This window comes from Variovorax ureilyticus (assembly GCF_050632185.1).
Classification (GTDB): Bacteria; Pseudomonadota; Gammaproteobacteria; order Burkholderiales; family Burkholderiaceae_C; genus Variovorax; species Variovorax ureilyticus_A.
Genome location: NZ_CP192579.1, coordinates 1,509,506 through 1,523,732, shown reverse-complemented (window position 1 = coordinate 1,523,732; position 14,227 = coordinate 1,509,506). Strand labels below are relative to the sequence as shown.

The following is a 14,227-nucleotide window of genomic DNA, read 5'->3' as shown; positions in this document are numbered from 1 at the left end:
CAAAAGGACGATGTGCAGGTGTGCGCGGCATTGTTTCGCCCCTTGGGCGGTCACGTTCAGGCGGGTCCCACGTCCAGAACAAGGAGACAGCAATGATCTTTCGCACCCGCATCGTCGCCGCGGCCGCGGCGTTCGCCTGCGCATCCGCCATGGCGGCCGGCCCTTCGGTGGTCAGCGGCCCGGGCGAGAACCCGGCCTGCTTCAAGCCCTGGGACGCCAACACCAAGTACTTCCAGTGGCCGGCCAAGAAGGGGCCGTACCGCATCGCGCTGGCCAATGGCTTCGTGGGCAACACCTGGCGCATCCAGATGATCAAGATGGCCAAGGCCTACGCGGCGACGCCGGAGATGAAGTCGCAGATCAAGGAGTTCAAGATCGTCTCCACCGGGACCGACGTCGCGGCGCAGATCGCGGCGATCGACAACTTCATCAACTCGGGCTACGACGCGATCGTGACGATCGCGGTCAACCCGACCGCCTTCGCACCGGTGATCAAGCGCGCGAACGCCGCCGGCGTGGTGGTCGTGCCCTTCGACAACGTGCTCGACAGCGACCAGGTGATGATGGTCAACGAGGACCAGCTCGGGATCGGCCAGCAGTCCGGCGAATGGGTGGTCAAGAACATTCCGAGCAAGAGCGGCAAGCTGCTCGAAGTGCGCGGCGTGCCCGGCAACTCGGTCGACCGCGACCGTCACCTCGGCTTCCGCAAGGTCGTCGAGGCGCCGGGCAACAAGTTCGAGGTGGTCGAGGTCGTCGGCAACTGGGACGACGGCACCGCGCAGAAGGCGGTCGCCGATGCAGTGGCGGTGCACAAGAACTTCGACGGCATGTTCGTGCAGGGCGGCTCCACCGGCGCGGTGCGCGCGCTGATCGACGCCAAGCACAAGATGATCCCGGTCGCCGGCGAAGCCGAGAACGGCTTCCGCAAGCTCTGCGTCGAGCACGCGAAGGAAGGCCTGTTGTGCGCCTCGCTCGGCCAGTCGCCGGGCCTGGTCGCGATCTCGATGAAGGCCGCGGTGGCCGCGCTGCAGGGCAAGGTGATGCCGCAGATGATCTCGGTGCCGATCCCGATGGCGACGCACCCGAACTTCAAGGCGGGCGAGAACTACTTCCCCGACCTCACGGACAACTTCTTCACCACGAATGATTTCCCGCCCTGCGACGTGAACCTCAAGGCGACGGACATCATGTCGAAGGACGAGAAGAACAACTGAGCGGCAACAGGGGCCGTTTTGGCTTTGGAACCGATCCTGCGGCTGGTCGACGTCTCCAAGCGCTACGGCGGGGTGCGTGCGCTGGAGCGCGCCAGCTTCGCCTGCGCGCCGGGCCGCATCCATGCGGTGCTCGGCGAGAACGGCGCTGGCAAATCGACGCTGATCAAGATCATGGCCGGCGTGGTGCGGCCCGACGAGGGTCGCATCGTGCTGGAAGGCACGGAGCGCCGCTTCTCGCATCCGCAGGAGGCGGTCGCAGCCGGCATCGCCTGCATCTTCCAGGAGCTGTCGCTGATGCCGGACCTCTCCGTGGCGGACAACATCTGCATCACCAATCCGCCGCGCCGGCATGGCCTGATCGACCGCAAGGCGCAGCGCCGCATCGCCGAAGCGGCGCTGGCGCGCGCGGGCGCGGAAGACATCCATCCGCTCGCGCCGGTCGACAGCCTGACGCTGTCGCGGCGGCAGATGGTCGAGATCGCGAAGGCGCTCGCGCGCGACCCGAAGATCCTGATCCTCGACGAGGCGACTTCGGCGCTGACCACGGCGGACGTGGAGCGCGTCTTCTCGCTGCTCAAGCGCCTGCGCAGCGAAGGCCTCGCGATCATCTACATCTCGCACCGCATGAAGGAGATCGCAGAGCTCGCCGACGACTGCTCGGTGTTCCGCAACGGCAGCCATGTCGCGACCTTCGAGGCCGGCACGCGCAGCGACGCGGAAACCATCGAGATGATGATCGGCCGCGACATCGCGCATGCCTTTCCGCCCAAGCCGCCGCCGCGCGCCGCGGATCGGGGCGGCGCACCGGCGCTGGAGACGCGTACCCTTTCGTGGAACGACCGGCTGCACGACATCGACATGGCGGTGTGGCCCGGCCAGATCGTCGGGCTCGGCGGGCTGGACGGCCAGGGGCAGCGCGAGTTCTTCCTCGCACTTTTCGGCGTGCTGCGCGGCGTGACCGGCGAGGTGCTGCTGGACGGCAGGCCCGCGTCGGTGCGCGATCCACGGCAGGCCAAGAGCAATCGCTTCGGCATCGCGCTGGTGCCCGAAGACCGCAAGACCGATGGCCTGTTGCTGCCCATGTCGGTCAAGGACAACCTGAGCCTCGCCGCACTCGACCGTCTCAGCCGTGCCGGCGTGCTGGTCGCCGCGAACGAGGCCGAGGCGGTCTCGCGGATGGTGCGCCGCCTGTCGATCAAGGCGCCTGACACCGGCGATCCGGTCGGCACCCTCTCGGGCGGCAACCAGCAGAAGGTGGTGATCGGCAAATGGCTGATCAACGCGCCGCGCATCCTGCTCCTGAACGACCCGACACGCGGCATCGACGTCGGCACCAAGCAGGAGATCTACGCGCTGGTGCGCGCGCTGGCCGACGAAGGCGCGGCGGTGATGCTCTATTCGACCGACTACGCCGAGCTGATCGGCTGCTGCGACCGCGTCGCGGTGTTCTACGACGGGCGGATCGTGCGCTGGCTCACCGGCGCGGAACTCACCGAACGGGCGCTGGTGTCGAGCGCCCTCAATCTCGAACATTCCGAACGGAGCGCCGCATGACGCACGCCGACTGGCGCTTCCATCTGCGCGAGCACCGCGCCACCTTCGCGACCGCGGCAATGTTCGTCCTGATCTTCGCGCTCTACATCGCCAAGCATCCGGTCGGCTGGAGCACGCCGGTGCTGACCACCGCGGCCAACAAGGGCGTGCTGCTCGCCCTCGTCGCGATGGCGCAGACGCTGCCGGTGCTGACCGCCGGCATCGACCTCTCGGTGGGCATGGTGTTCGTGCTCGCGAACTGCATGGCCTCGCACCTCGCGATCGGCACGCCGCTGCAGGCGGGATTCGGCGTGGTGGCGGTGCTCGCGACCGGCGCGCTGTGCGGCTTCATCAACGGGCTCATCATCGTCTACGGCCGCCTGCAGCCGATCATCACCACGCTGGCGACCGGCATCGTCTATTTCGGCCTCGCGCTGGGCCTGCGGCCGGTGCCGGGCGGCGATGTGCAGGCGGACCTCGCCGATGCGCTCACGGGCGCCCTGCCGGGCGGCATTCCGACGATGGGGGTGGTGCTGGTTGCCGTGGTGCTCCTGGTGTGGGTGCCCTATCGCCGCTCGGTGACCGGGCGCGCGGCGCTGGCGATCGGCTCGTCGGAGACCGCGAGCTACATGTCCGGTGTCGCGATCGGCCGCGCAAAGATCGTGACCTACACGCTCGCCGGGCTGCTGGCTGCCATCGGCGGGCTGCTGCTCACCTTCGTGACCTACTCGGGCGAGGCGTCGTCGGCCATCGGCGGCGTCTATACGCTGAACTCGATCGCCGCGGTCGTGATCGGCGGCACCTCGCTCGCGGGCGGCTCCGGCAGCGCGATCGGATCGATCTTCGGCGCGCTCGTGCTGCGCACGATCGGCGACCTGCTCTTCGTGTTCGACCTCGAACCGCTCTGGCAGCCTCTGTTCCAGGGCGTGATCCTGCTGGCCGCGGTGAGCTTCGGGTCGCTGCGGCTGCTCAAGGTCAACAACCGGCTCGATATCTTCAGGTGAGGCGCGGCATGAGCACACTGGCATTGCGCTTCAGGCGATCGGGCCACCTGCCGGTGCTCGCGGGCGCGCTGTGCACCGTCGCGCTGCTGCTCGTCGGCAGCCTCTATTCGAAGAACTTTCTCTCGCCGGAGTACCTGTTGCTGCAGTTGCAGATCGCCTCCTTCCTCGGCGTGATCGCCACCGGCGCGATGCTGGTGATCCTGCTCGGCGGCATCGATCTCTCGGTGCCGTGGCTGGTCACGGCGGGCGGCATGATGTCGGCCGCCGCCGCGGGCTGGTGGGGCGGCGCGGGCGCCGTGATCGCGATCCCCTTCGGCATCCTGTGCGGTGCGGCACTCGGGCTGGTCAACGGGATCGGCGTGGCCTATCTGCGCGTGCCGTCGATGATCTTCACGCTCGGCATCAACGCAGTCACGCAAGGGTTGATCGTGGTGCAGACCGGCGGCTTCGCGCCGCAGGACCGCGCCACACCCGCGATGCATCTGATCGCGACCGGCCGCTCGCTGCTCGGCATCCCGAATGCGCTCCTGGTGTGGATCGCGGTCGGAGCAATCACGATCTTCCTGCTGCATCGCACGACCTTCGGCCGCGCGGTCTACGCGGTGGGCAACCGGGAGCGCGCCGCGTACCTCTCGGGCATCGACACCCGCCGCGTGACACTGCTGTGCTTCGTGATCGCCGGCGCGTGCTCGGCGGCCGCCGGCGTGCTGCTCACGGGCTATTCGACCAAGGCCTACCAGGCGATGGGCGACGCCTACCAGTTGCCGGCCATCGCGGCCGTGGTGCTCGGCGGCACCAACATCCTCGGCGGACAGGGCTCGTACCTGGGCACCGTCGTCGGAGTGATCCTGATCACCCTGCTCCAATCGATTCTTTCGGTGATGCAGATTCCCGAGATGGGGCGGCAGGTCATCTACGGCGTCGTCATCATCACGATGCTGCTGGTGTACGGACGCGGCCGCCGGCAATCGGGCTGAGCGCGCCCGGATTCCCAAGGAGACTTCATGACGATCGAAACCGCCGCGAGCTACGAGGTGCTCGACCCTCGCTTCAGCCGGCTCATCTTCCCGGCCGCGCACGTCGACAAGCTCTACACCGGCTGCCGCTGGGCGGAAGGACCGGCGTGGTTCGCAGCCGGACGCTACCTCGTGTGGTCCGACATCCCGAACGACCGCATGATGCGTTGGGACGAAACCGACGGCTCGGTCTCGGTCTTCCGCCAGCCCGCGCTCAACACCAACGGCCACACCGTGGACCTGCAAGGGCGACTCGTCTCCTGCGAACATCGCGGGCGTTGCGTGTCGCGCACCGAGCACGACGGCTCGCGCACCGTGCTCGCCTCGCAATACGAAGGCAAGCGCTTCAACTCGCCCAACGACGTGGTGGTGAAGTCCGACGGCAGCATCTGGTTCTCCGACCCGAGCTACGGCATCGACAGCGACTACGAAGGCGACGCCGCGCCGAGCGAGATCGGCGACCGCTGCGTCTGGCGCATCGACCCGCAAACCGGCTCGGTGGCGCGCGCTGCAGATGGCTTCGTACAACCCAACGGCCTTGCATTCTCGCCCGACGAGCGGCTGCTGTACGTGGCCGACACCGGCGCGACGCATGTCGCGGACGGCCCGCGCCACATCCGCCGCTTCCAGGTCGGGGAGGATGGCCGCAGTCTCAGCGGCGGCGAGGTTTTCGCAACCTGCGGCAACGGCCTTTTCGATGGCTTTCGGATCGACACCCAGGGCCATCTGTGGAGCAGCGCGGGCGACGGCGTGCACTGCTACGCGCCCGACGGCACGCTGATCGGCAAGATCCGCCTGCCCGAGGTCGTCGCCAACGTGTGCTTCGGCGGACCGAAGCTCAACCGGCTCTTCATCTGCGCGACGACCTCGCTCTATGCGGTGTATCTGAACGCGCGGGCGGCGCCCCGAAGCGGTTCCTGCCCTATCACAGGGACCGCGAAATGAACTTCCTGCTCCAGGTGCGCGGGAACCGAAGGCCTCGGCGCTGACGCGCGCGCTCGAACACCGCTATATCGTCCGCCTCGATGGCGAGAAGGCCGATCCCTGCGGCGCCTTGGTCGGCAACCTCCGGGACGGCACCAATATCGAATCGGGACGGGTGGCCGGCGCGCTCCAAGCCGCTCGCCTTGCGGCGAGAAGCACGAACATCGATGCGCCCACGACGATACCCAGACTCAATCCCAGACTGCGGTAGACGAACCATGCGTGGACGATGCTGTGATTGCGCAGCAGTTCCATCCACACGATCGGAATCAGGGCCGGCGAGGCCACGATCAGGTAATCGCCGACCCGATCCTTCGTGAAGCGCCCGCGAACCAGCGTGAACACGAGCAGCGCCGCCGCGATGGCAAGCGAAAGCACGAACAGTGGCCAGCCCAGCGCCTGGATGTTCGCGAAGGTCGCACTGCCGATGTGCACTGAAATCTGCTTCGCGATCTCGCCCTGCGGGTCCCCCACCGTCCGCCTGAGGATGTTCGACAAAACCTCGTCGATCACTTTCTGCGGCCCCAGGAAGATCGCGCTGATCACCCACTTGCCGATCCACGTCGTCGCATAGCTGAAGAACCATGTGAGCGTGACGCTGGCGGAAGACAGCAGGAGCGACCTTGCGGACACTTCCGGACGATTCCAGCGCGTGGCCGCGATGATGAGGAACATCATCAGGGCAGGCGTGAGGGGTGGGTTGACGAGGAAATCCACGAAGGCGAAGACAGCACCCGAAAGCAGTGCGATCCATCGCAAGCCACCGATATCGTCGGGCCTTGACTTCAAATGCACGGCGGCGGCCCAGGCCGAGGCCGGGCAGACCATGAGGCCGACCGCATGCACGGTCACGAACGGAACGGTGAACAGGTCGGTCGTCAGAAAGAGCGTGCCCAGCAGGCCCGCCACGATCGGCATCGGAAGCAGACGCGTGGATGCATGGATGAGGCCGACGCTCAGGATTGTGAGCAGGATCAGGTTGATGTAGTGCACGCGGGCCAGCGGTATGCCCGCCCACAGCATCGGCCGGAGATAGACGTCGTAACCATGCCAATAGCGCACGTAGGGCGGAGTCTCTACGGAGGTGCCGTCCCGGAGGTTGCTGACCAGGGCGCCGCAGGGATCGGCCTTCTCGCCATCGAGGCCGACGATATAGCGGTGTTCGAGCGCGCGCGTCAGCGCCGATTGGCCTTCGGCCGGGACCGCGCCCGCGCTCAGCGCGACGCATTCGGTGAACATGTCCATGACCTGCCCGTAGGGGCCGGGATACCAGTTGCCCGCAATGAGCCCTCCGTAGCGCACGTCCTTGCGAAGCCGCTCCTGCACTTTTCCTGAATCGAGCGTCTGGATGGCGACCATCAGAATCACGAAGACCACGCTGAGCGCCAGCAGACAGGCGGCCGCCTTGATCACGAATTTCATGCTTCAGCCCCCCGCTGGAAGGGAGCCACTTGCAGGTACATCAGCCGCTTCAGTTCCTGCCGCCCGCGCGTGACGGTTTCGAGCACCATGCCGGCAGTCAAAGAGAGGCAGGCCAGGATCATGATGCCGGTTGCGAGGATCGCCGTCGGAAAGCGGGGTACGAGGCCGGTGCGCGACCATTCGATGATCACCGGCGCGGCGAGCCCCAGCGACACCACGGCCAGCACAAAAGCGATCACGGCGAAGAACAGCAGCGGTCGCTCGTGTTTGTACAAGGCGAGGATGAGACGCAGGATGCGCAGGCCGTCGGAGTAGGTCGATAGCTTGCTGACCGACCCTGGTGGGCGGGCGCCGTAGGGCGTCTCCATTTCGGCGACCGGCATGCGCAGTTCAAGCGCGTGGACCGTGAGTTCGGTTTCCGTCTCGAAGCCCTTCGACAGTGCCGGGAACGATTTGACGAAGCGCCGCGAAAAGACACGATAGCCCGAGAGAATGTCGGTAAAGCTCTTGCCGAACAGCCAGGCGACAAAGCCGGTGAGGACGGCATTGCCGAACTGATGGCCCCGGCGGTAGGCATCCGCGGCGGCGTGCACCCGACATGCGACCACCATGTCGTTCTCCTCTTCGATCAGGCGGGCGATCATTTCAGGCGCGGCACTCGCGTCATAGGTCGCATCGCCGTCGGCAAGGACGTACACATCGGAGTCGATGTCGGCGAACATGCGACGCACGACATTCCCCTTGCCCTGCCGGCGTTCGACACGAACGATGGCACCGGCCTTGCGCGCCACCTCCTGGGTGTCGTCTCGCGAATTGTTGTCGTAGACGTAGATGTCGGCGTGAGGCAGGCTGGCCCGGAAGCCCCGCACAACTTGCTCGATGGCCGCGGCCTCGTTGTAACAGGGAATCAGCACCGCGACCCGAGGCGCCATGGGGAGTGGCCGTGACTCGGCATGCTGCGATACAACGCTGAGTGCTGTCATTCGATTCCTCGGTTCGAGTGAGCGCTTGGTTGCGTTTATAACAGGGCAAGCGTTCGGCGAGGTAGTCGTCCGACGGTGTTCGATCGCTCTCGACCGCTGCGAGACCGTCTCGATCACTCTCGATCGGATCGATGCTGTCAGTCGTCATGGAAACCGTCCCGCTTGGAGGATCGTTGTCGGCTCACCATTTGGAGAGACGCTAGAATCCGCAGCCGACGCGGGCGTAGTTCAATGGCAGAACGGCAGCTTCCCAAGCTTCATACGAGGGTTCGATTCCCTTCGCCCGCTCCACGAAACACGCCTTCCTTCCGGTCCGGCGCCTCGGCATCGAGTCCGACCGGGTTCCTACGCCAGAAACGGCAGAACGACCAGCGCATCCGGATCGAGCCCCGCCCGGTCGCAGAGGTCGCTGGCCAGCGCCATGTAGCGCTCGGCTTCTTCCCCTTTGTCCAGATCGAGGTGCAGCGTCGCGAGGCCGTCGTAGCAGGGAAAGAGCAACTGCGGCTCGCCCGACTTCTCGGCCAGTGCCAGCGCTTCCTTGTAGTAGTGCAGCGCACGCAACGGATCGCCGTGGCATTGGTAGATCTGCGCGAGCACGACGAGCGAGACGGCCAGATGGTCGAGCTGCCCGGTGCTCCGGTCGATTCGGATCGCGTCGTGGGCCGCGACCATCCCGCGTTCGTCGCAGCGGTTGGTCAGCGTGCAGTAGGCCACCGCCAGATTGGCCGAGAGGCGCGATTGCAGGCCGAGGTCGCCAATGCGGTGGGCGGTCTGCAAGCCGCGCTCGCAGGCGTCGATGGCGCGCTGCGGGTCGCTCGAGCTGTAGAGGACGCCGAGGTTCGAGAGCGCCCGGCACTCCGCCTGCGGCAGATCGGCGGCGCGCGCGACATCGATGCTCTGCTCCAGCCGCTCGACGGCCTCGCCCAACCGGTCCAGGCGGGCGAGCGCAACGCCCTGGATGTTGAGCGCGAGCGCGACCACGGCGCGGCTCCCGTGCGGGCTCGCCGGCTCGTCTTGGGGGGCGTCGAGCTTGCGGACGTGCGCGAGGGCGCGCTGCGTCCACGCCAGCGCACCATGGCTGTCGCCGCTGCGAAACGCCAGCTCGCCCCGCTTCTGGAAGAGCCACGCCAGCTCAGGGTGCGGCGGCGCGTCGTTCATCAGCGCGAGCCCCGCTTCCAGGCACTGGCGCGCCTCGTCGCGCTGCCCGGACTCCCAGCGCAGCGCGGCGATCTTGCGCAGCACGCGCGCCTCTGCAATACGGTCGCCCGCGAGCGAATGCCCCTCGCGCACCGCTTCCAGATGCGCAGTCGCGTCGGCGATCCGCCCGGCCGGCGCCAGCACGTCGGCGAGCCGCTCGCGGATCTGCAGCGGCTGTCCGGCAGCCTCGCCGCCGGCTTGCGCGAGCGTCTCCAGCGCGAGCTCGTAGTGCCGGATCGCATCCGCGTTCGCGTAGGTGTTGCGCGCCCAGTCGCCCGCGGCGACCAGGTAGTGCACCGCGCGCGGCTTGTCGGCGCCGAGGCGGAAGTGATGGGCCAGCGCCTGCAGTTCCTCCAGATGCCGGGGCGTGCCACCGCACAGGCGCTCCAGTCCCTCGCCGATGCGGGTGTGCAGCTCGGTGCGCCGGCTCATGAGCAGCGTCTCGTAGGCCACCTCCTGGAACAGGCCGTGGCGGAACCGGAACTGCCGATCGGGCAGTGCGGGTGCGCCGGGCGACGGCGGCACCACCGACAGCAGTCCGGCTTCGACGAGCGTATCCAGCGCGTCGGCCAGGGTGCGCGCGCGCGCGGTCGCGACGTCCCGCAATAGCGCCTCGCCGAACACGGGGCCGATCACCGCCGCTTCGCGCAGCGTCTGCCGGACAGGCGCCGGCAGGCGGTCGATGCGGCCCAGCAGCAGACCGTGGATCGTCAGCGGCACCTGCTCGGCCGAAGCGCGCGGGCTGTAGATCCAGGCGCCATCCTGGTGGCACAGCACGCCGTCGGCGATCAGCGCGCGCACCATCTCCTCGAGGAAGAGCGGATTGCCGCCTGCATGCTCGACGATGCGCATGCGAAGGTCGTCCGGCAGCGTGCGCCGGGAGGTGCCGAACAGGCCGTCGAGCAGCGTTGCGCTGCATGCCGGCGAGAGCGGCTCCAGCGCGATCCGCGTGTGGGCCGCGGGCCCGCCGGCCAGCACACCGACTTCAGGCGCCGGCCGGTGCGTGACGAGCAGCATGAAGGGCTTGCCGCCCAGCTGGTCGAGCAGATAGCGCAGCACATCGAGCGATGCGGCGTCGGCCCAGTGAACGTCCTCCACGATCAGCATCACGGGCTCGCGCTGCAGCCGGCGCTGGACGACCGCGAGCACCGCGGAGAAGATCTGCCGCTTGAGCTGTTCCGGATCGAGATAGCGGGGGCGTGAATCGTCGCCTTCGAGGCCGAGCACGTAGCCGAGGTAGGACACGACCTGCTCACGCTCCTGCGCGTCCACGCCCAGCTCCGCGAGCGCGGCCGCGATCTTGCGTTGCGCTTCGCCCGGCTCCTCGTGCTCCGAGAGGCCGTAGGCATCGCGCAGCAGCGCCGCGGGCACGCCGTAGGTCCGCTCGCCGAGGGACGAGCAGGCGGCGTTGCGCGCCGCGACACCGTCCAGCCTGCCGTAGGCGCGCAGTTGCGCGATGAACTCCGCCACCAGCCGACTCTTGCCGGTGCCTGCCTCGGCGACGAGGCTGACGAACTGGCATTGCCCGCCCCGCATCGCCTCGAAGGCGCAAACCAGCGCGTCGAGGTCCGCGTCCCGGCCGACGAGCGGCGTCGCGAGGCCATGCGCCCGCAGTCCGCGCACGGCCTGGGGCTGCGCCAGCGCGGCACCGAGACGGTAGGCGATCACCGGCTGGCTCTTTCCCTTGAGCACCAGCGCAGGCATCTCCTCGAAGCCGAAGGCGTGCTGCGTGAGCAGCCAGGTCGAGCGGCTCACCAACGTCTCGCCCGCCCCCGCGGCGGACTGCAGGCGCGCGGCGGCGTTCACCGTGTCGCCCGTCACTGCGTAGGTGGCGGCCGGATTCGAGCCGATGCGCCCGGCCACGACCGGGCCGGTGTTGATGCCGATGTGGAGGGCCAGCGGACGGCCGATGCGGAGCTGCCAGCGCTCGCTCAGCGCGGCGATCCGCTCGTGCAGCAGCAGTGCCGCGCTCACTGCGCGTAGCGGGTCCTCGTCGTGCGCGACCGGCGCTCCGAACACGGCCATCACGGCATCGCCGACATACTTCTCGACGAAGCCGTCGAGGCGCTGGATGCTCGAGGCCATCTCCGCGAACAGCTCGGTCTGGAGTGCGCGCACCACCTCGGGGTCGAGCGATTCGCCGAGCGACGTGAAACCCGACAGATCCGCGAACATGACCGTGACCGGGCGGCGGTCCGATTCGGGCTCGGGGGGCGCCACCTCGAGACGCTGCCCGCACTTCGGACAGAAAGCGAAGGTGGCGTCGGCGTCGAACCCACATCCAGGGCAAGGCATCACTGATTCTCCCCCGCCTACAATCCGGGTCCATGCGCGCTCCCGCTCCGTTCCACGCCAACTACCATGCCGCCGCGACCATCGCCGGCATGGCGGGACTGCGCCAGCCGGCCGCACCCTCCTCCGCCCGGCGATCCCCTCTCCCCCTCTTTAGCGCAACCATCGATCGCCGGGCTCCCGCCCCGCGCGACAGCGGCCGCCATCCGGCCGCATTCGACTGGAGAGTTTTTTCATGACCGCAACCATTCACGGCGAGCGCGTGCTCACCGAACTCGATCATGTCCGCCTGAGCAAGCTGCTCGATGCCAAGGCGCATCCGGCGCTCGAATCCCTCCTGGACCTCGCCGAGGTGATGCGCTCGCGCGAAGTCCCGGCCGACATCGTGACCGTCCATTCGAAGATCACCCTCGTGGACACGCGAACCGGCCAGCATGACCAGATGACCTTGTGCTACCCGCCCGAGGCCGATCCGGCCAAGGGCTTTCTCTCGGTGCTTTCGCCGGTCGGCATGAGCCTGATCGGGCTTCGCCTGGGCGCGGTCGCGCACTGGAAGACGCCCGGCGGCGAGGAGCGCAGCGCACGGGTGGAGGAGATCCTCTTCCAGCCCGAGGCCAGCGGCCAATACACCCTCTGAGCGGACCGAGCGACCATGGGCACGAACCCGCCCCGCAAGCCCCGCCTCGACGACCGCGCGCTGGAGCCCTATCCGCTGCGGCAGTCGCTGTCGGTCAATGCGCAGAAGCTCGCCGCGCTGCGCGACAACGCGGCGACCGAATGGATCTCCAAGCCGGACCACTACCTGCTGGTGGACGACGGCGAGCAACTCACGCTGTGCGCCGCGAACGAGCAGGCGCTGGAGGAAGCCACGCCGCTGGTCGCAGCCGCGCTCGGCGCCTCGGCGCGGTTCGGCACGCCGCGCGCGCATGGCACCGTCCGCCCGCATGACGGCGCACGGCTGCAGCCCGTGATGCTCGTGCGCGTGGAGGTGTTGCGCGCGCACGCCGCACATGTGCGGGAGGAACTGGCACGCCGTGGCGCCGGGCTGGTCGAGGAAGACCCGCAGGCCGATCGTCTCGTGCTGCGCGCCGAGGCGCCGCTCGCTGCCCTGATCGGCTACCGGCAGTTCCTGCGCGACACGACGAATGCGCGCTTCGAGTTTTGGAGCTGGCTCGCGCGCTACGAAACCGCGGACACCTGAGCGGCATCGGTCCGCTGCGGCGTCACCGGCAGCGGAGACAGACCGCCTTCCAGATAGCGCACGAGCAGATCGCGCACCACCGCCTCGGGATGGCTCTCGAGCCGCGACACGAGCTGCTCGCCGACGTACCGGCCCTGGAAGCAGACGTAGACGCGCGGAAAGTAGGTCAGCGCCTCCGCGGCGTCGCGAAGGCATTCCGCGAAGGACGGGAGCCCCCCATCGACGTAGCAGGCCTCGGGCACCGGCGCCCCCGTCGGCCCGGTGGCGCGCACGGCGTACGTGTAGGAGCGCTCCCCGAGCTTGCGAATTTCGAGAACTGGCTGCATCGCGGACTCCTCTTCAGACGCGCGGGGCGGGCGCCAAATTGGCGGGGGAGGTAGTTTACGTTTCGTCGCACCGCTTGCAACTGCCTATGCCTTTCGGCCAGTGGCCCGGCGCCCCTCAGCCCTCCTGGCCCGGCAACAGGTCCTGCAGCTCGTCGTCGAACCCGGCCACGGGCTGCGCCTTGGCGAGCGCCATCCAGATCGCGAACGGCATGCGCGGCTGCGCACGGTGCACGGCCGAGCGGGCCACGACGAGCCGGTCGCCCTCTGCGATCATCACGCCGCATTCCGCCGGGATCTCGTCCGGCTCGCCAATGGGCCGGCCGCGTGCGTCGCAGCCGAGCACGTACCAGCACTCGCCGCCGAGGTCGAGGTAGGCCGCGCGCTTGTCGGGCTTGCGCAGATCGCTCAGCAGGTCGGAGCGGTTGACCTTGACCTCGTGGACGACCGGCTGTGCGTAGGCCTCCACGCTGGTGTTGCGGATCGAGAAGACGTCGGGCCGCGCGATGCACCAGCGCGCCCTCTCACCCTCGGTGGCGGGCGGCAGTTGCGCGCGCAGGGTCAGGCCACGCCGGGCGACCCGGCCTGCGCGCGTCATCTCCCGCGCGACGCGCTCCACCAGCGCCTCGTGGCGCGACAGGACGGCGCGGTTGACCACCAGCGAGGTCGCGATGTGCGCGATGCCGGCGTCGGTCACACGCAAGGTCTCGTGGCCGTGGGCGGAGCGGACGCGCTCCAGCAACCCGGCGGCCAGCAGGTCCACCTCGATGGCATCGCAGCAGGGCCAGCCGGCGGAGCGGTAGACCTCGCGCAGGCGCCGCGCATGCTGGCGCCCGAGCGCGAGGGCGTCGGGTGGCGGTGGACTGATCGGCATGCCGGCGGCGGCGCCCTGGGTGGTGAAGTCGGTCATTGCGCAAGATTAGCGAAACGCGCGTCGATGCGATCAGTGCGCGCTTCCTGAGCGACCGCTGACCGCGCGATTCACCCCCTCCTTTCCCGTCCACCCGGGGCCTTCCCCCGCCCCCGCCCCCTCCGCCAAGGAGGGGCGCCGGACGCAC

12 protein-coding genes and 1 tRNA gene are annotated in these 14,227 nt (G+C 68.4%); 8 read left to right on the top strand and 5 right to left on the bottom strand.

All coding sequences use genetic code 11. From position 1 onward, the window contains the following. Positions 1–92: 92 nt before the first annotated feature. Genes ACQ858_RS07450 through ACQ858_RS07430 form a run of 5 tightly spaced genes read left to right on the top strand, consistent with a single transcriptional unit; the run spans position 93 to position 5,712 of the window. Entirely contained in the window at positions 93–1,214 is a 1,122-nt protein-coding gene (locus tag ACQ858_RS07450; protein ID WP_431276097.1) for a sugar ABC transporter substrate-binding protein, read from the top strand. Between the two features lie 18 nt (positions 1,215–1,232). Continuing rightward, positions 1,233–2,768: a sugar ABC transporter ATP-binding protein gene (locus tag ACQ858_RS07445; protein WP_431276096.1), complete on the top strand. Its 1,536-nt coding sequence runs from the start codon at positions 1,233–1,235 to the stop codon at positions 2,766–2,768. After that, positions 2,765–3,751 carry an ABC transporter permease gene (locus tag ACQ858_RS07440; RefSeq protein ID WP_431276095.1) on the top strand — a complete coding sequence of 329 codons (987 nt, stop codon included), beginning with the start codon at positions 2,765–2,767 and terminating at the stop codon, positions 3,749–3,751. Before ACQ858_RS07445 ends, ACQ858_RS07440 begins: the two co-directional genes overlap by 4 nt. A gap of 8 nt (positions 3,752–3,759) precedes the next feature. Further along, positions 3,760–4,728, top strand: a complete 969-nt coding sequence (locus ACQ858_RS07435) for an ABC transporter permease (protein WP_431276094.1) — start codon at positions 3,760–3,762, stop codon at positions 4,726–4,728. A 27-nt stretch (positions 4,729–4,755) separates the two neighbouring features. Beyond that, a complete protein-coding gene (locus tag ACQ858_RS07430; protein WP_431276093.1) occupies positions 4,756–5,712 on the top strand; it encodes an SMP-30/gluconolactonase/LRE family protein in 957 nt (318 codons plus the stop codon). Positions 5,713–5,775: 63 nt separating this feature from the next. Here ACQ858_RS07430 and ACQ858_RS07425 read toward each other — a convergent pair whose 3' ends face one another. Together ACQ858_RS07425 and ACQ858_RS07420 are read right to left on the bottom strand one after the other, a co-directional pair. Then, positions 5,776–7,173 (bottom strand): hypothetical protein, encoded by a 1,398-nt coding sequence (locus tag ACQ858_RS07425; RefSeq protein ID WP_431276092.1) that lies wholly within the window; start codon positions 7,171–7,173, stop codon positions 5,776–5,778. Further along, a complete protein-coding gene (locus ACQ858_RS07420) occupies positions 7,170–8,156 on the bottom strand; it encodes a glycosyltransferase family 2 protein (protein ID WP_431276091.1) in 987 nt (328 codons plus the stop codon). Before ACQ858_RS07420 ends, ACQ858_RS07425 begins: the two co-directional genes overlap by 4 nt. Before the next feature lie 217 nt (positions 8,157–8,373). Here ACQ858_RS07420 and ACQ858_RS07415 point away from each other — a divergent pair. Further along, positions 8,374–8,447 (top strand) — tRNA-Gly (locus tag ACQ858_RS07415). Between the two features lie 54 nt (positions 8,448–8,501). Here the strand turns inward: ACQ858_RS07415 and ACQ858_RS07410 are convergent. Then, on the bottom strand, positions 8,502–11,573 hold the full coding sequence (locus tag ACQ858_RS07410; protein WP_431276090.1) for an ATP-binding protein: 3,072 nt from the start codon (positions 11,571–11,573) through the stop codon (positions 8,502–8,504). 307 nt (positions 11,574–11,880) lie between these two features. Between ACQ858_RS07410 and ACQ858_RS07405 the strand changes: the two genes are divergently transcribed. Beyond that, positions 11,881–12,282 carry a GreA/GreB family elongation factor gene (locus ACQ858_RS07405; RefSeq protein ID WP_431276089.1) on the top strand — a complete coding sequence of 134 codons (402 nt, stop codon included), beginning with the start codon at positions 11,881–11,883 and terminating at the stop codon, positions 12,280–12,282. 15 nt (positions 12,283–12,297) lie between these two features. Continuing rightward, positions 12,298–12,846, top strand: a complete 549-nt coding sequence (locus tag ACQ858_RS07400) for a hypothetical protein (RefSeq protein ID WP_431276088.1) — start codon at positions 12,298–12,300, stop codon at positions 12,844–12,846. On the opposite strand, the gene ACQ858_RS07395 is transcribed toward ACQ858_RS07400, so the two are convergent. Further along, a complete protein-coding gene (locus tag ACQ858_RS07395; RefSeq protein WP_431276087.1) occupies positions 12,825–13,172 on the bottom strand; it encodes a hypothetical protein in 348 nt (115 codons plus the stop codon). The two genes, ACQ858_RS07400 and ACQ858_RS07395, sit on opposite strands and share 22 nt — an antisense overlap. 115 nt (positions 13,173–13,287) lie before the next feature. Next, positions 13,288–14,079, bottom strand: coding sequence for a hypothetical protein (locus tag ACQ858_RS07390; protein WP_431276086.1), 792 nt, complete (start codon positions 14,077–14,079; stop codon positions 13,288–13,290). Positions 14,080–14,227: the final 148 nt, after the last annotated feature.